Here is a 24,336-nt window from a genome sequence, read left to right on the forward strand (position 1 = left end):
GTTCGTATGACAAAGCCGTGGTGCGTGGTCAGCGGTGGCCCTGCTCATATCCTCGCGTGTCGCGATTCACAAGCATCGACTGTAGGTTGAATGAATCTGCCGGCGCAATCGCAAACCCTGTTTCTATGCAGGCTGCATAGCAATCGCCGCCAATCAACCCATTTTACTAGTCAATCTGCCCAGTGTTTTCCACTTCTGCCTCGGCCCTAGCGCACGCTGCGACCAGTGGCAGTGTCCTTCCCTGGAAATGCTCGTGCAGGGCGAAGGAGGATGAGGTCCTTGCCACACCCGGCACCTTGTTGATGCGGTTGAAAATCGCCTGCAGGTCCTCGGGGGTCCGGGCCACAACGCGCAGCTGCAAGTCCGAACTGCCGGTCACGGTGTACATGTCGAGGATTTCCGGGATGGATTCCTCCAATGCGCTCGCGACCGGATCGTGCCCGTAGCGCTGGATGATCTCCACCTGGCAGAACGCGACCAGCGTGTACCCGAACCCCGCAGGCTTGACCCGCGGGACGATGCCCTGGATGACGCCGGCCTCGTGGAGCCGGGCCAGCCGGCTGCTGATCGTGCCGCGGGCAACACCCAAGCGCCGGGCGCACTCCATCACCGGAAGCATCGGCGATTCGGTGAGCAGTTCGATCAAATCCGCGTCCAGGCGGTCAATGCGCACGGTCGTCCTTTCGACGAGTCGGTCCAATGATCCAAGGCTAGCGGTGTTTGCTGGGCGCGCTCGATGAAAATGAGCCAAGTGTAATCCGCGCCACAGGCTAGGCTGTTGCCATACTGATCCTCAAGGAGTTCACTGATGGGCAAGACACCTCTCCAGTCGGTAGCCGGTTTGCACGTCCTTGTCACCGGGGCCGCGCAGGGCATGGGTTTGCTTTTCGCCAGGCAGGCTTGCCTCGAGGGCGCGGCACGGGTGGTCATCTGGGACATCGACGCGGCCAAGCTCGACGCGGCTGCCGAGGAGCTGCGCCAGCTCGGCGGCACTGTCGAGACCCATGTGGTGGACCTTGCCGACCAGAGCCAAATCCAGCGCTACGCCGCCACGGCGGTGGAGGGCGGGGGAATCGACGTGCTGGTCAACAACGCCGGGGTGGTCACCGGCACCTCCTTCGCGAAGCACAGCACCGCGCAGATCACCGCGGCCATGCAGGTGAACGCGCTCGCCCCGATGTACTTGACCCACGCCCTGCTTCCGCAGCTGGGCCGACGGGGCAAGGGCCGGGTGCTGACCATCGCCTCGGCGGCCGCGCTGGTGTCCAACCCGAATATGAGCGTCTACGCGGCCTCCAAGGCTGCGGCCCTGTCCTTCAGCGATTCGCTGCGGCTGGAGCTGGAAGGCAACGACCAGATCGCCGTGAGCACCATTTGCCCGACCTATATCAGCACCGGCATGTTCGCGGGCGCCAAGCCGATGCTGCTGACCCCGATCCTGGAGCCGGAAGTCGTGGTGGACCGGGCGTGGCGGGCGATGCTTGCCGGCACGCCGCTGGTGCTGATGCCGTGGACCAGCAAGCTGGGCCAGCTGCTGCGCGGCGTGCTGCCGCGACCGGCCTGGGATTTCGTGGCCGGCAAGGTTATCGGCGTATACCGCTCGATGGACGAGTTCACCGGGCGAACAACGCGGGACGAGCAGATGAATCGGGGCTGAAAGTTCGCTGGCCCATCTGTTGCTGGAGGGCCCTGCGGGGTAGCTTTGGAGCATCGCCCAGCTAGGAGGACCGTCATGCAAAAGCTCACCGTCAATTTATGGATGCAAGGCACTGCAGAGGAAGCGGGGGAATTCTATGCCCGCGCCCTGCCAGAGGCAAAAACCGAAGTCGAATCGCGCTATCCCACCGAGGGCCTGCTGGAATTCCAGGAACCCTTCGCCGGCAAGGCGCTGACCGTTTCGCTGTGGGTGCGGGGAACCAAGATCACGCTGATCAACGCGGGCCAGGAATTCATGCCGAATCCGGCGATCTCGATCATCGTGGTCTTCAACGCCGGCCAGCGCGAGTCCCTCGATGCCACCTGGGCCGCGCTGCTGGAGGGCGGCACGGCGCTGATGCCGCTGGACACCTACCCGTTCAGCGCGCGCTACGGCTGGGTGAACGACAAGTACGGTGTCTCCTGGCAGCTGATGGAGTCCGATGAGCCCGTTGAGCCGCGCGCCTCGGTCTTTCCTGCGCTGATGTTCGGCGGTGCGGCCCAGAACCGCGCGGTCGAGGCCATCGAGTACTACAGCCAGGTGCTCGGCGCGAAACTGGACAGCGCCTTCCCGTACGGGGAGCCGACCGAAGCCGCTACCGCCGAAGCGCTGATGTACGCCCAATTCACGCTCGGCGAGGATTGCGTTGCGGCCATGGATTCGGCCGTGCCGCAGGACTTCACCTTCAATCCCGGCGTCTCGCTGGAATGGCCATGCGATGGCCAGGCGGAGATCGACCGCGTCTGGGAGGCGCTGTCCGCGGTGCCTGAAGCCGAGGCCTGCGGCTGGCTGACCGACAAATTCGGGGTGAGCTGGCAGATCGTGCCCTCGAACATGGGCGAGCTGATGGAGCGACCCGGCGCATTCGAGCATATGCTGAAGATGAAGAAACTGGTGATCAACGACTTCTGAGCGGGGAACGATGCAGAGCGCTGCACGGCGGGCGGTAGTGGCAGGAGCCAGCGGGTTCATTGGCGAACGGCTGATCGCGCAGCTGCGCGGGGCTGGATACCAGGTGGCGGTCATCGGCCGCGGCCGTACAGCGGATGCGCAGTGGGGCGATGGCCCGGCGCTGGCGGCACTCATCGATGGTGCAGAACTGCTGGTCAATCTGGCCGGGAAGAATGTCGGCTGCCGCTATCACGAGGCGGCGCGCAACGAGATCCTCGCCTCGCGCGTGGACACGACCCGCGCGCTGCACGAGGCAGTGTCCCAGGCCGCTGATCCGCCGGCGCTGTGGCTGAACGCGTCCACCGCGACCATCTACCGGCACAGCATGGATGCGCCGAACACCGAAGACGGCCGGATCGGCGAAGGGTTCTCGGTGGATGTGGCGCGCAACTGGGAACGCGAGTTCTTCCGCGGCGAGCTGCCCACGCGCCGGGTCGCCCTGCGCATGGCCATCGTGCTCGGCGACGGCCCGGCCACGCGCAAGCTGCTTGCCGTCGCGCGGCTGGGGCTGGGCGGGGCGCAGCACGATAGCTGGTGGCCGGCGCATCGGCGCTACCGCGGCATCGGCCCGGATCCGAGCGGAGCTGAACGCAGCGGCTGGCACCGCACGCGCGGGAACCAGCGCTTCAGCTGGATCCACGTCGATGATGCGATCGGCGCGATCGGGCATATCATCGACCACCGCGAAATCACCGGCCCGGTCAACCTCAGCTCGCCGAACCCGGTTGCCAACCGGGCGCTGATGGCCTCGCTGCGCCGCGCCACCGGCGCGAAATTCGGGCTGCCCGCGTATCGTTGGATGCTGGAGCCGGCCATGTTCGTGCTGCGCGTGGAACCGGAAATGCTGCTCAAGTCCCGCTGGGCGCTGCCCGGGGTGCTGCAGGGGACCGGGTACGAGTTCCGCTGGCCGCACCTGGATGCGGCACTGGATGACGTGGCCGGGAACCTGGTTGCGAAGCAAGCACTTTAAGGACGCGCATTGGCACCGAAAATCCGACGCTTCACCCTGCCCGAACTGGCCCCTGGCTACCGTGGGGATCTGGGCGACGACTACGTTGAACTGCTGCACTTCAGGGATTTCGATGAGCCGCTGGCGGCCGATGGCGCGCGGCTGGAGGAATGCCGTTTCAGCTCCGTGCAGATCGAGGCCTTGCGCAATGCCCGGCTAATCCAGTGCGAACTGGACCAATCCGGGGCTCCCGCCCTGCAAGCCGCTGGTGCGTTCCTCAACGATGTGCGGGTGACCCACAGCCGCTTCGGGTCTGCGGATTTCGCCGAGGCCCAGCTCGATGGCGTGGTATTCGAGAACTGCAAATTCGGCTGGCTGAATTTGCGCGGTGCAACGGTGCGCGATGTGCTCTTCGTCAATTGCCAATTCGAGGAGATCGACCTGGGCGGGCAGATCCAGCGCCTGGGCTTCGTCGATTCGCGGGCCGGGCAAATTACCGCTGCCGGGGCGCAATTGCGCGAGGTCGACCTGCAGGGGCTGGACTTCGCCCAGGTTGAGGGGGTCGACGGGTTGCGCGGGGCACGGATCAGTGCGCTGCAGCTGAGCCTGCTCGCCGAGGCGATGGCCAGCCACCTGGGGATCAAGCTAGGGAGTTGATTTGCCCGTGGCCGGCGGCCAGCTGCTGCGCGGTTTCGGCCAGCAGCTGCGCCATGGCCGCGGCGGCTCGGGTCAATGAGACATCGCGCCGGTGCGCCAGCCCGATGGTGCGGGCCAGCGGTTCGCGCAAGGCAATGGAGCGCACTCCCGGAGCGTCCAGCGCCACCGTCGCCGGAACCACGGCGACTCCGAGCCCGCGCTGCACGAAGCGCAGCACCGCGTCCATCTCCCCGCCTTCCACGACGATATTGGGCACCAGGCCGGCGTTCTTGTAGGCCAGGGCGGTGCTGGCGCGCAGATCGTAGCTGTGCGAGAAGGCCAGCTGGGGCACCGGAGCCAACGCGCGCAAATCAAGCTCCTGGCCAGCTAGGTGCGGGTGCTCCAGTGCGTCGATGACCACCAATTCCTCTTCGAGCAGCGGCAGGTTCTCCAGATGGTTGTCGTTCACCGCATGCTCCGAGGTCACGATGAGCGCCAGATCCAGTGCGCCGCCGTCCAGCTGCTCCAGCAGCTTGTGCGAGCCCGCTTCGAAAATCTGCAGTTGCACCCCGGGGTAGTAGGTGCGGAAGATGGACAGCGCCTCGGCGACCAGCGACACGCACAGGGTAGGCGGGGCGCCCAGGCGCACCCGCCCGCGATGCAGCCCGGCCAGGTCGGCCATTTCGGTGCGGATGGACTCCTCGTCGGCCAGCATCCGGCGCGCACGGGGCAGCAATGCCTGCCCGGCGGCGGTAAGCGTGATGTTGCCGCGGGCCCGGTGGAACAGCTCGGAGCCCAGTTCCTGTTCCAGCGTGGCGATCTGCCGGCTGAGCGATGGCTGGGCCAGGTGCAGCTGCTCGGCGGCCCGGGTGAAGTGCCCCACTTCGGCGATGGCGGTGAAGCCGCGCAATTGCTCTAGGTTCATGGTGCATAGCCTACTGCTATCAACATCATGCCAATAATTCATTGGACGTATTCTGGGCGCGGGGCGATGCTGGAAACCATGAGAAACGAACAGCAGATATCCACCTCCGTACTGGTCATCGGCACCGGTGGTTCAGGCTTGCGCGCGGCCATCGAGCTGGCAGAATCGGGCACCGACGTGCTGGCCGTGGGCAAGCGCCCGCGCCACGACGCGCACACCGCGCTGGCCGCCGGCGGCATCAACGCCGCACTGGGCACGATGGACGCCGAGGACAGCTGGCAGCAGCACGCGGCGGACACCATCAAGGAAAGCTACTACCTGGCCGATCCGCGCACCGTGCAGGTGGTCGCCCAAGGCGCGGCCCGCGGCATCGAGGACCTGGAACGCTACGGCATGAACTTCGCCCGCGAAACCGACGGCCGGATCTCCCAGCGCTTCTTCGGTGCCCACAAATTCCGGCGCACCGCCTTCGCCGGGGACTACACCGGGCTGGAAATCCAGCGCACCCTGGTCCGCCGTGCGCAGCAGCTGCAGGTCCCGATCCTGGACTCGGTCTATATCACCGAGCTGCTGGTCGCCGAGGGGCGGATCTTCGGCGCCTACGGCTTCGACGTCAACGACGGCACCGGGTACCTGATCCATGCCGACGCGGTCATCCTGGCCGCCGGCGGCCACACCCGCATCTGGCGGCGCAGCAGCTCGCGGCGCGACGAGAACACCGGCGACGCCTTCCGCCTGGCCGTGGAGGCCGGTGCCCGGCTGCGCGATGCCGAGCTCGTACAATTCCACCCCTCGGGCATCATCGAACCCGAATCGGTGGCCGGGACTCTGGTCTCCGAGGCGGCCCGCGGCGAAGGCGGGATCCTGACCAACGCCCTGGGCGAACGCTTCATGGAGCGCTACGATCCCCAGCGCATGGAATTGTCCACCCGCGACCGGGTCGCCCTGGCCGCCTACACCGAGATCGCCGCCGGGCGCGGCACCGCCAAGGGCGGGGTCTGGCTGGATGTCTCGCACCTGCCCCGCGCCACCATCATGGAACGGCTGCCCCGGGTCTACCAGACGCTGCTCGAGGAGCAGATGCTGGACATTACCGAGCAGAAGATCGAGATCGCCCCGACGGCGCACTATTCCATGGGCGGGGTGCAGGTGGACCCGCTCACCCATGAGACGGCGGTCCCCGGCCTGTACGCGATCGGTGAAGCCTCCTCGGGCCTGCACGGGGCCAACCGGCTGGGCGGCAACTCGCTGATCGAGCTGCTGGTCTTCGGCCGGATCGTCGGGCAGGGAGCTGCCCGGTATTCGCGTGCGCTCACTTCCCAGCCGCGTTCGCAGGCGGCCATCGAGAAGGCGCGCGGGGAAGTGGACCGGCTGCTGGCCGCCGATGGGCAGGAAAATGTCCGGTCCCTGCAGCGGGCGATCCGCGACATCATGACCCAGCACGCCGGAGTCGTGCGCGAGGAGGCGGGGCTGACGCTGGGGCTGGAGAAACTGGCAGAGGTCGAAGCGCGGATGGCGCGGGTGGGCATCCACCCGGACATCGCCGGCTACCAGGACCTGTGCCACGCCTTCGACCTGAAGTCCTCGGCTCTGGCCGCGCGCGCCACCTTGGAGTCGGCGCTGGAGCGCCGGGAAACCCGCGGCTGCCATAACCGCAGCGACTATCCGCACACCGATCCGCAGCTGCAGGTGAACCTCATCTGGTCGCCTGAGGGCATCACCCGTGAGCCGATCCCCGAAGTGCCTGCGGAAGTGGCCGCGCTGATCACCGAGGTATCGCAGGCAGGCAAGCTCGTGGAATGACGCATCGGGCCCGGTGCATGGAAACTGCTCCCGGTCGCCCTGGAGGACCGAGCGGGAGCAGTTTCCTGCCGGAGCCATGGCTGGAAACAGGCAGGGAATCCGGAATTAAATCCCCGGAGAACGTTGCATTGTGCTGGAATGGAAAGTCGTGGCTTTTCGACGCGCTGGAGAGGTTCGGGTTGTTTTCCGTGAAAACTTCTTTGACTTGGGTGGATAAATTTTGTCAATGGTTGTTTTATGGATGGATTCCGGGTCGAAAAAACCTTTTCCGAAGGTCTGCTATTCTAGCCATATCCACAGCTGTTACGGCGTTTTCTGTCCGGAATTCAGCGATCTTGGTGGACACTCTTAAACACTCTTGAACGGGGAATTGTCGATGCATTTAACGCCGAGGGAGCAAGAGAAGCTGATGATCGTCGTCGCCGCCGATCTGGCACGCCGACGACAGGCGCGTGGACTGAAGCTGAACTTCCCGGAGGCCGTCGCGGTCATCACCTACGAATTGATCGAAGGGGCCCGCGACGGACGGACCGTGGCTGAATTGATGAGCTACGGGACCACGATCCTCCGCCGCGAAGACGTCATGGATGGCATTGCGGTAATGGTGGACCAAGTCCAGGTCGAAGCGACCTTCCTCGACGGGACCAAGCTGGTCACCGTCCACAACCCCATTCGCTAGTTCCCTCTGCGCAGAAAGGCACAGATCATGATCCCGGGAGAATACATCCTGCGCGATGAACCCATCGCCTGCAATGCACAGCAGCAAACCCGCATCCTGAACCTGGTGAACCGCGGGGACCGGCCGGTGCAGGTCGGCTCGCATTACCATTTCGCCGAAGTCAATTCGCAGCTGGAGTTCGATCGAGTGGCCGCGCGCGGATTCCGGCTCGATATTCCCGCCGGCACCGCAGTGCGCTTCGAGCCGGGCGATGCACGCACCGTCCACCTGGTCGAATTCTCCGGAGCCCGCGAGGTGCACGGCTTCCAGGACCGGATCAACGGGCCGCTGGGCCTGCCGGTCCCGGCCGTTGAAACGGACGCGATCGGCGGCACCGCAGGCATCGATGCCGAGCGCGAGGCCGAGGTCGTCGAAGACTACAGCATCGACCTTCCCAACCAGGGCGATGCGGCCTCCGGGCTGGGCACCACCTTCGGCGTGGACCCGGTCGACGAGAATCTCCCGCCGCAGCCGCATGAGGCACGGCTTGCAGCAGAGGCGGAAAACGCCGGCAAGTCCTCGGCCGCCGACGAAGAGCAGGAGAACTAGGCATGGGCTTCGAGCTGACCCGCAAGCAGTACTCGGAAATGTACGGGCCGACCACGGGGGATGCCATCCGCTTGGCGGATACCGAGCTGCTGGCCGAGATCGAGCACGACTACACCACCTACGGCGAAGAAGTGGTCTTCGGCGGTGGCAAGGTCATCCGCGACGGCATGGGGCAGAACGGCCGCGTCACCCGCGACCAGGATGTGCCCGACACGGTGATCACCAATGTGGTGGTGCTGGACTACACCGGCATCTACAAGGCCGATGTCGCCCTGCGCGACGGGCATATCTTCAAGATCGGCAAGGCCGGCAACCCGGACATCTCCGACGGGGTGGATATCGTCATCGGCGCGTCCACCGACGTGATCGCCGGGGAGCACAAGATCCTCACCGCCGGAGCGATCGACACGCACATCCACTTCGTTTCCCCGGACCAGGTGCCAGTCGCCTTGGCCAACGGCACTACCACGCTGATCGGCGGCGGCGCCGGTCCTTCGGACGCGTCCAAGGCAACCAGCCTCACCCCGGGCCCATGGCACATCGCAAGGATGCTGCAGGCGGTGGAGAACCTGCCGATCAACATCGGGCTGCTGGGCAAGGGGCACGCCAGCGACCGCGCACCGCTGGCCGAGCAGATCCGCGCCGGCGCGATCGGCCTGAAGATCCACGAGGACTGGGGTGCGACCACCTCGTCCATCGACAACTCGCTGAAGGTCGCCGACGAGTTCGACGTGCAGGTGGCCATCCACGCCGATACGCTGAACGAATGCGGCTTCGTGGAGGACACCATCGAAGCGATCGCCGGCCGGGTGATCCACACCTTCCACACCGAAGGCGCCGGTGGCGGGCACGCCCCGGATATCATCCGCATGGCCGCGCTGCCCAATGTGATGCCGGCCTCGACCAATCCGACCCTGCCGTTCACCACGAACACCGTGGACGAGCACCTGGACATGCTCATGGTGGCCCACCACCTGAACCCGGACATCCCCGAGGACGTGGCCTTCGCCGATTCGCGGATCCGCCCCGAGACCATCGCCGCCGAGGACGTGCTGCACGACATGGGGGTCTTCTCCATCACCTCCTCTGACTCGCAGGCCATGGGCCGCGTGGGCGAAGTGGTGCTGCGCACCTGGCAGGTGGCCGACGCGATGAAGCGCCAGCGCGGCAAGCTGGAAGGCGACCCGGAGATCGGCGATAACCAGCGGCTGAAGCGCTATGTCGCCAAGTACACCATCAACCCGGCCATCGCCCACGGCATCGCCGACTCCATCGGCAGCGTCGAGGAAGGCAAATTTGCCGACCTGGTACTTTGGGATCCGGCCTTCTTCGGCGTCAAGCCGGAAATGGTGATCAAGGGCGGGCTGATCGTCCAGTCGCTGATGGGCGATTCCAACGGCTCGATCCCGACCCCGCAGCCGCGCACGCTGCGGCTGAACTTCGGTGCCCTGGGCAGCGCGGTCCACGCCTCCTCGATCACCTTCCTGTCCAAGGCAGCGATCGAAGAGGGCATCCCCGAGCGCCTGCGCCTGCGCAAGGTGATCCGCCCCTGCCACGGCATCCGCGATTTGGTGAAGTCCGATCTGAAGCACAACGGAGCCACCCCGGATATCCAGGTGGATGCGCAGACCTACGAGGTGTTCGTCGACGGGGAACTGGCCACCTGCGAGCCCTCGGACGAGCTGCCCATGGCCCAGCGCTACTTCCTGTTCTAGCCGGTGAGCCGGCCCGCCAACCACCAAGGAGATAGATGATTATCGACGAACTCGTGGGCAACCTCCACGAGCAGCCCGAGCAGCTGGCCGGGCGGCACCACGAAAAGGTGGTGCTGCCCAGCGCCGAGCTGGTCAAGCGCATCCAGCGCGTGAAGACCGACCACGGGCGGGAGCTGGGCCTGCGCCTGGCCCCGGGCCCGGATCTGCGTGACGGGGACATCCTGTTCCTCTCGGAGACCGAAGTGATCAGCGTGTCGGTGCTGCCCACCGACGTGCTGGTCATCGCCCCGCGCACGGTGCTGGAGATGGGCGTGATCGCCCACTCGCTGGGCAACCGGCACCTGCAGGCGCAGTTCTTCGGCGCCGACTCGGAGTATTGCGCCGAGGTGATGGTGGTGCAGTACGACCACACCGTCGAGGACTTCCTCAAGCACCACGACGCGCCCTACCAGCGCCAGGAACGGGTTATGCCCGTGCCCTTCCGCCATGCCGAGCACACCCACTAGCGCCCCGCACCTGCTCACGCTGCTCCAGCTATCGGACTCGGCACTGCCCACCGGCGCGTTCAGCCACTCCTTCGGCATGGAGAGCTACCTGGAGTCCGGGCAGGTGCACGACGAGGCCAGCTTCGCGACGTGGCTGCACCAGTTCCTGTCCCAGGCCCTGGCCTATACCGACGGGCTGCTGCTGCGCCTGGCCTATGAGGCGCCGGACCAGGAGCGGATCGCGCAGCTCGACGCGCTGATCCATGCCTCGGCCCTGCCCCGCCAGCTGCGCGAGGCAGCCACCAAGATGGGCGCGCGGATGCTCGCCGTGGCCAACTCGGCGTTCCCCACCGCGGACGTGGCGGCCTATGCGCGCAGCGTGCGCAGCGGGCAGTGCGCCGGGCACCCGGCCATCGCCTTCGCCCTGGGTGCCCGCGGGGCCGGCGCCCCGGTGGCCGACGCGCTGGGCAGCTACTTGTTCTCCACGGTGACCAGCCTGACGCAGAATGCGATCCGCGCCATCCCGCTGGGCCAGGACGCCGGCCAGCGGGTGATCCGGGCGATGCACGAACCGGTGGCGGACGCCGTCGCGGCGATCTTCACCCTGGAGGAGATGGATCTGGGCGCCGCGGCGCCCGGGCTGGAAATCGCCCAGATGCGCCACGAGCACCAGCGCGCCCGCATGTTCATGTCCTGACCCCGCCGCGCACCTGCGGCCCCAACAGATTCGAGGAAATACCATGGAACCCATCAAGATTGGCATCGGCGGACCAGTCGGTGCCGGCAAGACCCAGCTGATTGAACGCATCACCCGGGCCCTGGAGCACGAGATCTCCATGGCGGCGATCACCAACGACATCTACACCATCGAGGACGCCAAGATCCTGGCCGCCAACGGCGTGCTGCCGCTGGATCGGATCGTCGGCATCGAAACCGGCGGCTGCCCGCATACCGCGATCCGCGAGGACACCTCGATGAACGCCGCGGCCATCGAGGAGCTGAAAGCCAAGCACCCTGACCTGCAGGTGATCTTCGTCGAATCCGGCGGGGACAACCTCTCGGCCACGTTCTCCCCGGAGCTGGTGGACTTCTCCATCTACATCATCGACGTGGCCCAGGGCGAGAAGATCCCGCGCAAGGCCGGGCAGGGCATGATCAAGTCCGACCTGTTCATCATCAACAAGACCGACCTGGCCCCGTACGTGGGCGCGGATTTGTCGGTGATGGAGTCGGATTCCAAGCAGTTCCGCGGGGACAAGCCCTTCTGCTTCACCAACCTGAAGACCGACGAGGGGCTGGAGAAGGTCATCGCGTGGCTGAAGCACGACGTGCTGATGACGGACCTGGCGTAGTGGCCGCTTCGAGCCCGGGCTTGGGCTCCGGGCTGGAGCCCAGTCCGTTCCCGGATGGCCTGGTCGGCGAGCTGCGGCTGCACGTCGGCTCGCGGGCCGGGAAGGACATCGCGCTGCGGCAATACCACCAGGGGGCGCTGCGCGTGCTGCGCCCGCATTACCTCGATGACACCGCCCAGGTCTGCTACACCATCGTGAACCCCGGCGGCGGCTACCTGGGCGCCGACAAGTACGGCATCGAGATCCGTGTTGCCGAGGGCAGCAGCCTGCTGCTGACCACCCAGTCCGCCACCAAGGTCTACCGCACCCCGCAGGGCCCGGCGCAGCAGGACATGCGCATCAGGCTGGAACCTGGCGCGGTGCTCGAATACCTGCCGGACCAGCTGATCGCCTATAAGGACGCCAGCTACTTCCAGCGCACCGAGGTGCACATGGCCGCCGATGCCTCGCTGGTGCTGTGCGAGGTCCTCACCCCGGGCTGGAGCCCGGACGGCAGCCGGTTCAGCTACGAGCAGCTGCGCCTGCGCACCGAGGTCCACCTGGACGGGCGGCTCGGGGCGCTGGATAACCTGTGGGTGAAGCCGGGCAAGGATTCCATCGACTCGCTGCTGTACTTGCAGGAATCCACCCACGTGGGCATGCTGCTGGCCATCGACCCGCGCATCGACGCGGCAATGGTCGCTCGCCTGCGCGAACTGGCCTACGAGATCGCCGGGCAGCAGCGCGACGGAATTTCTGTGGGCATTTCCCAGGCCCCGGTGCCCGGTCTTGCGGTACGCACCTTGGGAGGCTCCACGGAATCGGCGAATGCGGTGCTGCACGCCCTCGTGAACCAGCTGCGCATCGAGCTGCGCGGACAGCAGCCGGTGAACCTGCGCAAGTACTAGCCTGTTCCGGAATTGATCCAACGGCCGCCGACGTTCCTCCCGCAGGGGATCCCGGCGGCCGTTTCGCATCCCGGCGAGGTCACAGGGCGGCGGTGCGCCGGCACAATTCGCCAATAAATGCCGTACCTGTGCCTGTCCGGAGCGCTGAGCGACGCAGGCCAACCGCAGCTTGACGCTATTGCTGATCATTTTGGTGTCCTTGACTAGCCGCGGACCCCACAAGTCAATCCGATAAACTGGCCATGGTGGTGCATCGCAAAATCCCGAGCTGATTCCACTCTTTGGCCGCCAGGTGCGCAGGCTGCATCAGGAACGGATGCTAGGGGACAACAAGCGCTCCGACCGCGTTTTCATTCTGGCTTGGCTGCCAGAGGTGCAGGCTGATCTGCAGGGCCACCACGAATTCTGGCTGGAAATTCCCCAGTTGGTGGAGCCCGACGTGCCGATTACACCGCTACCTGCGCTCGACATCATCGCTTGGCATTTGGGCGGGGAGTCCAAGTAGTGCCCCTTGGTCTGGGCGCCGCAGCGCCGACAGCTGGTGGATCGAATCGCAGTGCTCGGCCAGCGAGGCATTGTCGTGGGAGGCGATGAGCACCGCCGCCCCGGCTCGAGCCCGCTCGCCCAGCACCGTGAAGATCTGCGCAGTGGTGCCGGGATCCAGGGCTGACGTCGGCTCGTCGCACACCAGCAGCGCCGGGTCCAGGGCCAACGCCCTGCCCAGCAGGGCTCGTTGCAGCTGCCCGTCGGAAACCTGCCCGGGCTTCCGCTCCAGCAGCGCCGGTTCAAGGCTCGCCTCCCGGGCCAGTTCCTCCAGCTCGCGGCGATAGCGGCCCGGACGGGGGAACGCCAGCCCGTCGCGCAGGGCTAACGGCTCGGCCATGATCGCGCCCAGGGTGAGCCGGGGGTTCGCGAAGCTGCGCGGGTTTTGCGGCAGGATGCCGATGCGCTGGCGCAGTTCGGCCGGGACGTGCCCTCGGGCAGGTACCGCTTGGCCGTCGATGCGCAGCTTGCCCTCTGTCGGGGCCAGCATCAGCGAGGCGATGGCCAGCAGGGTGGACTTCCCGGCACCCGAGGGCCCGACCAGACCGATCACCGAGCCGGACGTGACCTCCAGGTCCAGTTGATCCAGGATTCTGGGGACGTTCTTGGCATAGCGGTGGCTCACCGCAGACAATTCAAGGCTCATGGGGTGCTATCCTCCAATTCCGGGATGACCTGCCCGTCGCCGGAAGCGGATGCGAGCACTTGCCCATCACTGACCACGGTCAGCGTGTCGGCGAGTTCCGCGGCCAGTTCAGCGTCGTGGGTGACCATAACGATGGTGCACCCGGTGTCCGCCAAGCGGCGCAGGATCCGAGCGATGGCCGCCGCGGTATCCGCATCCAGGGCGCTGGTGGGCTCGTCCAGCACAACGCAACTGGCGCGGGATGCCAAGCCCAGGGCCAGCACTACACGCTGGGCCTGGCCTCCGGACAGCTCGTGCGGGTAGCGATGGAGCAGTTCGGGAACCAGTTCGAAGTCCTTGAACACCGCCGCCAGCGCGGCCGGTGAGCTGTCCAGGCCGTGGCTCCGGCGTACGCGGCGCAAGACGGTGCCCACGCTGAGCACCGGGTTCAGCGCCGTGGCCGCCGACCCGGGAATGAAAACCAGATCTTCACCCAGCTTGGGGGCATGGCAGAGCCCGCCAGCGGTTCCCGGCACGAGGACGCTGCCGGTGGATTCCAGCGATTGAGGCAGTAGCCCGGCGGCGGCGCGCAGCAGCATGGTCTTTCCTGCGCCCGAAGCACCCATGACCACGTTGACCGCTCCGGCGGCGGCAGTGAAGCTGACGTTATCCAGCAGCACGGAGCGTTCTGGGGAATCATCCTTGCTCCATACCGACAATCCCCGCAAGACCAAGCCTGCGCCCCGTGGAAGCGGATGCCCATCGGCTTTTTCTGCGGCACCGCCCTTTCGTCGCGGAGCGAGAGAATCGAGGCGCCGCGCGGAGCGGCGGCGTTGCGGCTGTGGGTGCGCCAGGGCGGCAAAGGACCAGCTGAGCAGCACCAGCAGCGCGGCCGGGAACACCAGCATCCACCAAGCGCCGACCAGGATGCCTGTGCGGGCGTCCTCCAGTAGCAAACCCAGCGACGCGGATTGTGGCGGCAGCCCCACGCCTAGGAAGGACAGCGCGGATTCGTGCCAGATGGCATGGGGCAGCTGCAGGACCACGGCGATGCCCGCCTGCGGGAGCACCGCGGGAATCAGGTGCGTGCACCACAGCGCCAGCGGCCGGGCGCCGGAGGCCCGGCTGAGCTTGACGTATCCGGCCTCCCGTTCGGCCAACAGCCTGGCCCTAACGATACGCGCCACCTGGGTCCAGTGGGTCAGCGCGATGGACAGGATGATCGCCCACCCCTGCCCGGGCCACAGCGCCAGGATCACCACACCCAGCAGCAGGTGCGGGATCGCGCTGACGCTGTCTACCAGCCGGGTGATGATCCGGTCCACCAGCCCGCCGGCGGTGGCGGACAGGGTTCCGGCCAGCACCCCCAGCAGCGTGGAGGACAGCGCCGATGCGACGGCGAGCAGCATCGACAGCCGCAGCGCGGCCGCGGCCCGCACCCACACGTCGCGCCCGAGCTGATCGGTGCCGAAGAAATGCTCGGCCCCCGGCGGCAGGTACACCGCGGCCAGGTCGATGTTCTCCACCGCCTCGGGGGAGAAGAACGGAACGAGCACCGAATAAACCACGGCCAGCAGGATGATGCCCAGCGGCAGCAAGCGGGAATCACGGATGATGCTAGACATCGCCCACCCGCGGATCAAGCAGCAGGTAGCCGGCGTCGGCCAGGGCATTGCCCAGGAACACGGCCAGCGCCGAGCAGGCGGTCACCGCGGCCAGCAGCGCGAAGTCCGCGGACACCGCGGAATCGATCACCGCCGAGGCAATCCCGGGCCAGCCGAACACCGTTTCAACCAGCAGCGCTCCGGTGATCAGTTCGCCCAGGCGGGAGCCGATCACCGTGATGAAGGGCAGCAGGGCGCCGGGCAGCACCTCGAGCACCAATATCCGTCCGGCTCCCTCGCCGCGTCCCCGAGCCGCGAGAACCGCATCCGAGTCCAGCAGATCGAACATGGAGGCCCGCAGGTTCAGCACCAGCCAGGGCAGCAGGCTGATGGCCATCACCGTGGCCGGCAGCAGCAGGTGCACGGCCAGCGACCCGGCGGTCGGCTCCTGCCCTGGAGGCGCCACGCCGCCGGTGGGAAGCCCGAGCCGCAGCGAGAACACAGCGATGAACACCAGCGCCAGCACGAAGGGCGGGATGGCCTGGGCCAGCTGGGCGATCCAGGTGGTGGCGCGGTCGGCCAACCCGCCGCGGCACAGACCAGCGGCACAGGCCAGCAGTACCGCGAGCACCACGGCAAGCAGCAGCCCGGCAAGCATCAGCAGCAGGGTATAGGGCACGCGCTCGGCGAGCACCTCGGTGACCGGCCGGGCCAGCATGCGCGAGGTGCCCAGCTCGCCGTGCACCGCCGAGCCCAACCAGCCGAGCCAGGCACCGAACCAGGAGTCGTCCAGGCCCAGCTCGGCGCGCAGGGCCGCGCGTTCGGCGGCGCCGGTGTGCTCGTAGCGGCTGCCCAGATAGGCAGCCAGCGGATTGAACGGGGCGACGGAAGCCAAGAAGAACACCACTGCGGTCAGCCCCGCGGTCAGCGGGATGGCCAGCAGCATCCGGCGGAGCACCAGCAGCCCGGCTCTTGGCAGCCGCGGCACGCCTCGCGGGCGCAGGACGGTCAGGCTCATTTGCCGGTCCACTGGCCGATTTTCACCCACGGGCCCCATGCGGTGCCGTGGTCATGGGGTTCGAGCAGGGTGCCGGCGGTGTTCCACGTCTCATGGACGTCGCTGCGCTGCACGTAGTTGTGGTCGGTGAAGGCCAGCAGCAGCATCGATGGCTGCTTGACGTAAAGTTCCTGGACCTTGCGGTAGGCCTGGTCGCGGACCGTTGGGTCGGTGCTGGTCCGGCCGATGTGCAGCAGCCGGTCCATCGCCGCGTCCGCGTAGCGGCTGGGGTTGTCGTAGTAGGCGCCGTCCTCCGGGTAGCTTGAATGCAGCATCTTGTAGAGCTGGGTGTCCACATCGTAAGGGGTGTCGCCGCCGCCCAGCATCAGCGCGTCCGTGCCGATGCGCGGCTCGGCTTCGTCGAAGGTGGCGGGCACGACCTCGGCGGTGATGCCGTGCTCCTTGAGCTGGGCGGCCAAGGCCAGGGACAGGTCCCGTCGCAGCGTGTCGCCCGGGTTGTACATGATCGTGAATGCGGCGTCCTGGCCGTCCTTGGAGCGCATCGAGCCGTCCAGCGTCCACCCCGACTGCTCCAGCAGCTGCTCGGCCCGCTGGGGGTCGTGGGCGAACACGGCGTCAGAGTTGTAGGCCTTGCCGTACTGGGCCGGGACGAAGGTGTAGGCAGGGCGCCCGGAGCCCGCCAGCACCCCGTCGATCAGCGCTTGGCGGTCCACCAGCAGGTTCAGCGCCAGGCGCACGGAAGGATCGGCGGTGAACGGGTGGTCGGCGGGCAGCGAGATGCCGCGCCAGTCCGCGCTGGTTGCGGTGACCACCTCGAACCCGTCGCGATCCGCGAAGCTGGCCGCTAGCCGCGGAGGCAGCACGGTGCCGGTGTAGCCGCCGCCTGCCAGTGCCTGCGAGCGGGCGTTGTCGTCGGCTGACTGCTCGTAGACCACCCGGGCCACGTCGGGGGCGCCGGAACGGTAGTCGGGATTGGCACCCAGCACCAGCTGGGCGGAATCGAATTTCTGCACCGTGTAGGGGCCGGTACCCACCGGGGTGCGGTTCAGGCTGGAATTGCTCACCGGCCCGTCGGCGATCAGTTCTTCAGGGGCGATGCCGATCAGCAGTGCGGTCTTGAAGGAGACCTGGGGCTCCTTGAGCGTGAATTCGACGGTGCGCTCGTCCACGGCACGCACCGTATCGAGGTTTTCCAGCACGCCGGCGATGGGCGAGGCACTGGCGGGGTCCAGGATGGCCCGGTAGCTGGCGGCCACATCCCCGGCGTCGAAGCCGCTGCCGTCGCTGAAGCTGATGCCGGGCTGCAGCGCAATGCTCCAGCGCAGCCCGTCGGCGCTGATCTGCGGTTCGCCCTCGGCCAGCAGCGGCACCAAATTCGGCAGGCTGCCAGTTTCCCCGTCCAGGGTATACAGCGATTCGTTGATCTTGCCCGTACCGTTGTTGTCGAAACCTGCCAGCGGATTCAGGGTTTCGGGCAGCGCAGGGGTCAGCAGCAGCACGTCGTCGCTGGGGACGGCGGCCTGGCAGCCTGCGGTGGCCAGTAGGATGGGGAGCATCAGTGCGGCGCGCCGGACGTAGCTGTGCACGAACGAGGTCCTTCCGAGCGGTGCGTGGGGTAGATGTTCACAGACTACAGGTGTTTGATCACACAGATGAGGGGTTGCGTGGTGATTTTGCCAACCACTATTTCGCGGGGGCGGCATGCCTGAGTCCGAGCGCGGCCAGGTCGGCGCCAACGCCCTGGAGGAAGTGCAGGAATCGCTGCAGGACTGGATCGACGTGTTCGCCCTGTGCGCGGATGCCACCCGCATGAAAATACTGATTGCCATGCACGCCGCGCCGCTGTCCTCGGTCACCCAGCTGGCCGATGCCGCGCAGCTGGGCGCAAACACCGTGACCCAGTCGTTGGCCACGTTGCGCAAGGCCGGGGTAGTTCAGGTGCAGCGGGATGGAAAGTACCGCCGCTGGGAGCTGGTGCACCCCGGCGTGCATCAGCTGCTGCACCAGATGGACGCCCCGCATTCTCACCTGCACCCCGAGCATTAGTCCCGCGTGCAAACGCGCCGCAGAACGCAGAAGGCGCAACTGAAGGCACGGGCTTGGCATCATATTGTGCCGGACCCATACCCGCGGGCAGTTCCCTGGGATTAGCGCTTGCGCTGCACCCGGGCCTCGTCCCAGACCGGCTCGTCGGACTCGTAGACGGTGCCGTCGGAGCCGAAGACCAGGAAGCGGTCGAAGCCGCGGGCGAACCAGCGGTCGTGGGTCACCGCCAGCACCGTGCCCTCGAACGCGTCGATGGCACGCTCCAGGGCTTCGCCCGAGTGCAGGTCCAGGTTGTCGGTGGGCTCATCGAGCAGCAGCAGAGTTGCCCCCGAGAGCTGCAGCAGCAGGATCTGGAAGCGCGCCTGCTGGCCTCCGGAGAGCGATTCGAACTTCTGCTCGGACTGCGCTGCCAGCCCGTAGCCATCCAGCGCTCCGGCCGCCGCCTCGCGCGGCATTCCGGAGCGGTGCTCGTCGCCGCGGTGCAGGATTTCGAGCAGGGTGCGGCCAAACAGGTCCGGGCGGCTGTGGGTCTGGGCGAAGTAGCCCGGGCGGATGCGCGCTCCCAGCTTCACCGTGCCGGCATGCGCCACCGGGGCGATCACCACATCGGAGACCGGCAGGTGCTCGCGCTCCGGGTCGGATCCGCCGGAGGCCAGCAGGCGCAGGAAGTGCGACTTGCCCGAGCCGTTCGAACCCAGCACGCCCACCCGGTCGCCGAACCAGATTTCGGTATTGAAGGGCTTCATCAGCCCGGTCAGCTCGAGCTTTTCGGCCACGACCGCGCGCTTGGCGGTGCGCCCGCCCTTCAGCCGCATCTGCACGTTCTGCTCCAGCGGGATCGCCTGCGGCGGGCCGGCCTCCAGGAACTTCTCCAGCCGGGTGGTGGCCGCCTGGTAGCGGTTGGCCATGTCGGAACGGAACGCGGCCTTGGTCTTGTACATGTTGACCAGTTCCTTGAGCTTGGCGTGCTCCTCGTCCCAGCGCTTGCGCAGCTCCTCGAAGCGCTCGTTGCGCTCCTTGCGGGCTTCCACATAGGAGCCGAACGCGCCGCCGTGCACCCAGGCGGTGGCCCCGCCGTGGCCCGGTTCCAGGGTCACGATGCGGGTGGCGGCGTTGTCCAGCAGCTCGCGGTCGTGGCTGATGAACAGCACGGTCTTGTTGGAGCGCGACATGATCTCTTCCAGCCAGCGCTTGCCGGGCACGTCAAGGTAGTTATCCGGCTCGTCGAGCAGCAGCAGTTCGTCGTTGCCTTCGAAGAGCGCTTCGAGGACCAGGCGCTTCTGCTCGCCGCCGGACAGGGTGCGCGCCAGCCGGTCCCCGGCCTTGTCGAACCCGATGCCCAAGGCGGCCATGCAGACCTTGTCCCAGGTGGTTTCCAGCTCGTAGCCGCCGGCGTCGCCCCACTCGATGATCGCCTCGGCGTAGCGCATGTGGACTTTCTCGTCCTCGCTGGTGAGCATTTTGGCCTCGTACTCGGCGACCTTGGCGGCGGCCTGGGCCAAAGTCGGTGCGGCGGTGGACAGCAGCAGGTCCTTCACCGTGGAGTCGTCGCGCACCTGCCCGACGAACTGGCGCATGATGCCCAGGGTGCCGGTGCGGTTGATGGAGCCTTCGTCGGCCTTCAGGTCTCCTGCGATGATCTTGAACAGGGTTGTCTTGCCGGTGCCGTTGGGTCCGATCAGCGCGGTCTTGGAGCCGGCGGTGACCTTGAAGGCCGCGCCGCCCAGAAGCTGGGTGCCGTCGGAAAGGAAATACTGGATGTCTGTCACGTCTATATGGGCCACCTGGCAATCCTATCGGGTAGATTGCCGAACATGCAGATCACAGTAGAAATTTACGGAGCGCTCCATGCCTGCTGCCATTCAGCGTTTTCGGTAGGAGATCACGTGCGCTGGCAGCTGGCCCAGGTGCGCAATGGGCGCGGGGAAATTTCCTTCGAGCTCGATGACCACGGCACCTTCGATGGCACGGGGGTGCCCGTGGCAGCAGTCGCCGCCCGGGTGGTGCGCATCCAGTACCGGGATCATGAACGTGCGGCGAAGGCCGGGGGACTGGCAGGTGGCCCTGTCCCGGTGGTCGATACCCTGCATGTTCCCGAAGGCACGGATTTCGACCACAACTGGATCGTGGTGGGACTGGAAGTAGCGGATCCGAAGAGCCTTCCGCCGCTGGCCGACTGGGATGAGGGCGCGCCCCTGCCTGGTGGCGCGCCCCGCGGCGGCTAGTTGTACTTGTAGAACCCTTCGCCGGCCGCTGCGCCGAGCTTGCCCTGATCGATGTACTGGGTCTTGAGCAGCTCGGCGAACTTCTGGCTGGTTGCATCGCCTGCACGGGAAATGTTGTAGGCGGTGTTCAGCCCCACGATGTCGTAGATCTCGAACGGACCATGCGGCGCTCCGGTGCCCAGCTTCCAGGTCTTGTCGATGGTCTGCGCATCGGCGACCCCGTTGACCAGCAGGTGGCTGGCGGACTGCAGGAAGGGGACCAGCAGCGAGTTCAGCACGTAGCCCGGCTGCTCCTTGAGCACCCGGATCGCGACCAGCCCGGTACGCTCGGCGAAATCGACCACTGCTTCGTAGGCTTCGGGGGTGGTTGCTGGTGTGCCCATGACTTCGCCGGTGTTGTTGGACCAGATGCGGTTGGCATAGTGCAGGGCGAGGAATTGTCCGGGGCGGCCAGTGAACTCGGCGATATCCGAGGGCAGCAGGGTCGATGAATTGGTGGCGAATATGGCCTGTTCGGGGGCCAGCACGGCCAGCTTCCGGTAGGTCTGCGCCTTGATCTCCAGATTCTCGGGCACCGCCTCGATGACTAGGTCGGCCTCCCGCACCGCGTCGGCCAGATCGCTGGTCAGTTCGATGGACTCGCGGGCGGATTGGGCCTTCTGCGGGTTCCCGAAGTACTGGGCGTACTGCGCAACCAGGGCATCCAGCCGCTGGTTTGCGGCGGCCAGCGCTTGCTCGCTGATGTCGTAGCCGATGACGGGCAAGCCGTGGTAGGCGGTTTGGAAGATGATTTGTGCGCCGAGCACGCCAGTGCCCAGAACGGTGATGCGTTGCAGTTCCATGATTCTCCTTGGGGTACAGCTTCACTCTCCGCTTTTAGTTGCGCAATTTCTACTAAGTGTGAGCGGGAGAACGCCCGACACCTGCTGGTTGGCTGCCTGTTGCCGAAGATTCACTTTCTGGCTAGGTGGTGCTGGAACTCTTGGGGAGTCATCCGCAACCAGCATGGGGGAGAACTACGTGCACCGCATATCCAAGAAGGCCCCGGGAATCCTGGCCGCCGCCGTCATCGCCGCGAGCCTGTCGCCGCTAGCCGCCGCCGCGGACCCGGGGGAGTACTTCGAACGCGAGGCCACCTACCCGGTCTACGAGAATCATCCCGAGGGCGCCGCGGCCCAGACCGCCGCAGAAATCTCCACCGTATCGGCGGACGGCAACACGCTGATCTACTCCGATGCGCTCTCGCGCAGCGTCGGCTTTCTGGACATTTCCAACCCTGCCGCGCCGAAGGGCCTGGGCCTGCTGGGCCTGCACCAGCTGGGCAGCGCCGAGGACGAGCCCACCAGCGTGGCCGCCTACGGCGACTACGTGTTCGTGGTGGTGAACACCTCGGCCAGCTACAGCGACCCCTCGGGGCGGGTGGATGTGGTGCGGATTGCCGACCGCACGCTGGTGCACAGTTTTGCGCTGCCAGGCCAGCCCGATTCCATCGCGCTGTCTGCCGACGGTGCCTACGCGGGCATCGCCATCGAGAATGAACGCGACGAGGACGCTGGCGAAGGCGCGCTGCCGCAAGCCCCGGCCGGATCGATCGCCATCATGGACCTGCAAGGCGCGGACCCGGCCGGCTGGAAGCTGCGCGAAGTCCCGCTCACCTCCGGTTCCCGCACCGAACCGATTGCGCTGCCGCCGCTGGCCGCGGCCGGTCTCGACACCCCGCAAGACCCCGAGCCCGAGTACGTCACGATCAACGAGAAGAACCAGCTGGCGGCAACCCTCCAGGAAAACAACGGCGTGGTGCTGGTGGACCTGGCCTCGGGCGGGATTACCGGCGCCTTCAGCACCGGGACCGTGGATCTGGCGGGGATCGACACCGAAAAGGACGGCGTGCTCGATCCCAGCGGGGAGCTGAAGGGCGTGCCGCGCGAGCCCGATGCCATCGGCTGGATCCAGGACCGCTATCTGGCCACGGCCAATGAGGGCGACTGGAAGGGCGGCAGCCGCGGATTCACGATCTTCGATTCCGCCACCGGCGACGTGGTGTGGGATGCGGGCAATAGCTTCGAGCACCTCGCGCTATCCCAGGGCTTGTTCCCGGAGCAGCGCGCAGGGAAGAAGGGCGTTGAGCCCGAAGGGCTGGCCATCGCCGAATTCGGCGGCGTGGACTACGGATTCATCGCGGCCGAACGCGGGAACTTCGTGGCCGTGTACGACCTGTCCGAGCCATCCAGCCCGCGCTATCTGCAAAGCTTGCCGACCACCAACGGCCCGGAAGGGATCTTGCCGATCCCCGGGCGCAACCTGCTGGCCATCGCCTCGGAAACCGATGAGGGCCAGGTGCGCTCGGCGGTGTCCCTGTACTCCTTCGGCGCCGCCGCGCCGCAGTTCCCGCAGCTGTCCTCGGATGCCGCCGATCCGGTGCCATTCGGTGCGCTCAGCGGCCTGTCGGCCAACCCGGCCGATGCTTCGCAGCTCTTCGCGGTCAGCGACAACGCGTACCAGCCGCGCATCTACACCCTGGGCGCCGGCACCCCGGCCACCGTGGAATCCTCGATGGCGGTGACCTCGGCCAGTACCGAACTGGACCTGGAAGGCATTGCCGCCCGCGCGGAGGGCGGTTTCTGGGCCGCCCATGAAGGGGCCACCGGGGCGGACAACCTGCTGGTGCGCATCGACGCGGCCGGTGCGGTGCAGGAAGAAGTCGCGCTGCCTGCACTGGCGGGGCTGGGCAAGCACGGGCTGGAAGGCATTGCCGCGACCGGCTCCGGGAAGCAGGAAGAAGTGGTGTTCGCGGTGCAGCGCGAACTGCCCGGCGAGGACGTCGTCCGCCTGGGCAAATACCTCCCGTCCACCGGCGAGTTCAGCTGGTACGGCTACCAGCTGGACCCGGCAGCCGAAGGCGCATGGCATGGCCTGTCGGAAATCACTGCGCTGCCCGATGGCTCCTACGCGGTGATCGAGCGCGATAACCAGGTGGGGCCGGACGCCAAGCACAAGGCGGTCTACCAGTTCCGGCTTCCGCAGGCCCAGGCAGGAGAAGTGCCGCTGGTGCAGAAGAAGCTGGCGGCCGATGCGCTGCCGGTCCTGCAGGAAACCAGCGGCTGGACCCAGGAGAAGCTGGAGGGGCTGGCCGTAGCCGATGGCCACCTCTACATGGTGACCGATAACGATGCGGTGGATGAGGCCACCGGCGAGACCGTCTTCGCGAACCTAGGTGCGGTGGAAGAGGTCTTCGAGCTGGCCGGCCAGGCACCAAGCGACGCGCCAGGCGAAGAACAGGGTGAAGACCAGGGCGAAGAGCTAGCCGCGGAACCAACCCGGAACCCCTCGCCGCAGCCGAGCGGGGAATCGCACGATCCTTCGCGGGTCCCGGATCCGACCCGGGAAGCTGGCCAGTCCCAGGCGCCGCAGGCCGCGGATCCAGCCCAGCCGGAAGCCAGCGAACACCTCGCCGATACCGGTGCGAACAGCTTCTGGCTGATTCCGGTGGGCGCGGTGATCGCGCTGCTCGGCGCCGCGGCGGCCCTCAAGACCGCACGGGCCCGCGCGAAGTAGGCCGCGCGGCAGGTACCAGGAAAACAGCGAAGGCGTGGCACCTATGCAGGTGCC

At 66.8% G+C, this 24,336-nt stretch carries 24 protein-coding genes; 16 read left to right on the top strand and 8 right to left on the bottom strand.

Going from position 1 to position 24,336, the window contains the following annotated elements; all coding sequences use genetic code 11:
• Positions 1–166: 166 nt before the first annotated feature.
• On the bottom strand, positions 167–700 hold the full coding sequence (locus M2368_RS03340; protein ID WP_286172087.1) for an Lrp/AsnC family transcriptional regulator: 534 nt from the start codon (positions 698–700) through the stop codon (positions 167–169).
• A 108-nt stretch (positions 701–808) separates the two neighbouring features.
• Here M2368_RS03340 and M2368_RS03345 point away from each other — a divergent pair, with 108 nt between their 5' ends.
• From M2368_RS03345 to M2368_RS03360, 4 genes are all read left to right on the top strand, one after another.
• Entirely contained in the window at positions 809–1,657 is an 849-nt protein-coding gene (locus M2368_RS03345) for an SDR family NAD(P)-dependent oxidoreductase (protein WP_105661416.1), read from the top strand.
• A gap of 75 nt (positions 1,658–1,732) precedes the next feature.
• Complete coding sequence (locus M2368_RS03350) at positions 1,733–2,608, top strand: VOC family protein (RefSeq protein ID WP_105658507.1); 876 nt, start codon at positions 1,733–1,735, stop codon at positions 2,606–2,608.
• Between the two features lie 10 nt (positions 2,609–2,618).
• Positions 2,619–3,617, top strand: coding sequence for an epimerase (locus M2368_RS03355; RefSeq protein WP_498724003.1), 999 nt, complete (start codon positions 2,619–2,621; stop codon positions 3,615–3,617).
• A 9-nt stretch (positions 3,618–3,626) separates the two neighbouring features.
• Complete coding sequence (locus M2368_RS03360; protein WP_332488787.1) at positions 3,627–4,253, top strand: pentapeptide repeat-containing protein; 627 nt, start codon at positions 3,627–3,629, stop codon at positions 4,251–4,253.
• Here the strand turns inward: M2368_RS03360 and M2368_RS03365 are convergent.
• Positions 4,237–5,157, bottom strand: coding sequence for a LysR family transcriptional regulator (locus M2368_RS03365; RefSeq protein WP_105661412.1), 921 nt, complete (start codon positions 5,155–5,157; stop codon positions 4,237–4,239). The genes M2368_RS03360 and M2368_RS03365 overlap by 17 nt on opposite strands.
• Positions 5,158–5,235: 78 nt before the next feature.
• Here M2368_RS03365 and M2368_RS03370 point away from each other — a divergent pair, with 78 nt between their 5' ends.
• The 9 genes from M2368_RS03370 (at position 5,236) to M2368_RS03410 (ending at position 13,171) form a co-directional block, all read left to right on the top strand.
• Positions 5,236–6,960, top strand: a complete 1,725-nt coding sequence (locus M2368_RS03370) for an FAD-binding protein (RefSeq protein WP_498724004.1) — start codon at positions 5,236–5,238, stop codon at positions 6,958–6,960.
• A gap of 376 nt (positions 6,961–7,336) precedes the next feature.
• A complete protein-coding gene (locus M2368_RS03375; protein WP_498724005.1) occupies positions 7,337–7,639 on the top strand; it encodes an urease subunit gamma in 303 nt (100 codons plus the stop codon).
• A 27-nt stretch (positions 7,640–7,666) separates the two neighbouring features.
• A complete protein-coding gene (locus M2368_RS03380) occupies positions 7,667–8,227 on the top strand; it encodes an urease subunit beta (RefSeq protein WP_402696114.1) in 561 nt (186 codons plus the stop codon).
• Between the two features lie 2 nt (positions 8,228–8,229).
• Complete coding sequence (ureC, locus tag M2368_RS03385) at positions 8,230–9,942, top strand: urease subunit alpha (RefSeq protein WP_332488784.1); 1,713 nt, start codon at positions 8,230–8,232, stop codon at positions 9,940–9,942.
• A 35-nt stretch (positions 9,943–9,977) separates the two neighbouring features.
• Positions 9,978–10,448, top strand: coding sequence for an urease accessory protein UreE (gene ureE / locus M2368_RS03390; protein WP_105661409.1), 471 nt, complete (start codon positions 9,978–9,980; stop codon positions 10,446–10,448).
• Entirely contained in the window at positions 10,429–11,124 is a 696-nt protein-coding gene (locus tag M2368_RS03395) for an urease accessory protein UreF (protein WP_105658514.1), read from the top strand. The genes ureE and M2368_RS03395 overlap by 20 nt, the downstream gene beginning before the upstream one ends.
• A 43-nt stretch (positions 11,125–11,167) precedes the next feature.
• Entirely contained in the window at positions 11,168–11,779 is a 612-nt protein-coding gene (ureG, locus tag M2368_RS03400; protein ID WP_105658515.1) for an urease accessory protein UreG, read from the top strand.
• Positions 11,740–12,666, top strand: coding sequence for an urease accessory protein UreD (locus M2368_RS03405; protein WP_286134328.1), 927 nt, complete (start codon positions 11,740–11,742; stop codon positions 12,664–12,666). Before ureG ends, M2368_RS03405 begins: the two co-directional genes overlap by 40 nt.
• A gap of 316 nt (positions 12,667–12,982) precedes the next feature.
• A complete protein-coding gene (locus M2368_RS03410) occupies positions 12,983–13,171 on the top strand; it encodes a hypothetical protein (RefSeq protein WP_105658516.1) in 189 nt (62 codons plus the stop codon).
• Here the strand turns inward: M2368_RS03410 and M2368_RS03415 are convergent.
• The 4 genes from M2368_RS03415 to M2368_RS03430 are packed head-to-tail and all read right to left on the bottom strand — an operon-like array spanning position 13,121 to position 18,042.
• On the bottom strand, positions 13,121–13,855 hold the full coding sequence (locus M2368_RS03415; RefSeq protein ID WP_332488776.1) for an ABC transporter ATP-binding protein: 735 nt from the start codon (positions 13,853–13,855) through the stop codon (positions 13,121–13,123). The genes M2368_RS03410 and M2368_RS03415 overlap by 51 nt on opposite strands.
• Positions 13,852–15,459 (bottom strand): ABC transporter permease subunit, encoded by a 1,608-nt coding sequence (locus M2368_RS03420; protein ID WP_498724006.1) that lies wholly within the window; start codon positions 15,457–15,459, stop codon positions 13,852–13,854. The genes M2368_RS03415 and M2368_RS03420 overlap by 4 nt, the downstream gene beginning before the upstream one ends.
• Positions 15,452–16,456 (bottom strand): ABC transporter permease, encoded by a 1,005-nt coding sequence (locus M2368_RS03425; RefSeq protein WP_105661406.1) that lies wholly within the window; start codon positions 16,454–16,456, stop codon positions 15,452–15,454. Before M2368_RS03425 ends, M2368_RS03420 begins: the two co-directional genes overlap by 8 nt.
• The gene (locus tag M2368_RS03430; RefSeq protein WP_498724007.1) at positions 16,453–18,042 is read right to left on the bottom strand and encodes an ABC transporter substrate-binding protein; all 1,590 of its coding nucleotides are present in this window, start codon (positions 18,040–18,042) and stop codon (positions 16,453–16,455) included. The genes M2368_RS03425 and M2368_RS03430 overlap by 4 nt, the downstream gene beginning before the upstream one ends.
• Before the next feature lie 115 nt (positions 18,043–18,157).
• On the opposite strand from M2368_RS03430, the gene M2368_RS03435 reads away from it, so the two are divergent.
• The gene (locus M2368_RS03435; protein ID WP_105658520.1) at positions 18,158–18,502 is read left to right on the top strand and encodes an ArsR/SmtB family transcription factor; all 345 of its coding nucleotides are present in this window, start codon (positions 18,158–18,160) and stop codon (positions 18,500–18,502) included.
• A 101-nt stretch (positions 18,503–18,603) separates the two neighbouring features.
• On the opposite strand, the gene M2368_RS03440 is transcribed toward M2368_RS03435, so the two are convergent.
• A complete protein-coding gene (locus M2368_RS03440; RefSeq protein ID WP_332727894.1) occupies positions 18,604–20,286 on the bottom strand; it encodes an ABC-F family ATP-binding cassette domain-containing protein in 1,683 nt (560 codons plus the stop codon).
• A gap of 30 nt (positions 20,287–20,316) precedes the next feature.
• On the opposite strand from M2368_RS03440, the gene M2368_RS03445 reads away from it, so the two are divergent.
• Entirely contained in the window at positions 20,317–20,727 is a 411-nt protein-coding gene (locus M2368_RS03445; RefSeq protein WP_332488767.1) for a hypothetical protein, read from the top strand.
• Here M2368_RS03445 and M2368_RS03450 read toward each other — a convergent pair.
• Positions 20,724–21,569 carry a 3-hydroxyacyl-CoA dehydrogenase gene (locus tag M2368_RS03450; RefSeq protein ID WP_219844345.1) on the bottom strand — a complete coding sequence of 282 codons (846 nt, stop codon included), beginning with the start codon at positions 21,567–21,569 and terminating at the stop codon, positions 20,724–20,726. The two genes, M2368_RS03445 and M2368_RS03450, sit on opposite strands and share 4 nt — an antisense overlap.
• 178 nt (positions 21,570–21,747) lie before the next feature.
• On the opposite strand from M2368_RS03450, the gene M2368_RS03455 reads away from it, so the two are divergent.
• Complete coding sequence (locus M2368_RS03455) at positions 21,748–24,282, top strand: esterase-like activity of phytase family protein (protein WP_498724008.1); 2,535 nt, start codon at positions 21,748–21,750, stop codon at positions 24,280–24,282.
• The last annotated feature ends 54 nt before the right edge of the window (positions 24,283–24,336 follow it).

It is taken from the genome of Arthrobacter sp. JUb119, assembly GCF_024807995.1.
Classification (GTDB): Bacteria; Actinomycetota; Actinomycetes; order Actinomycetales; family Micrococcaceae; genus Glutamicibacter.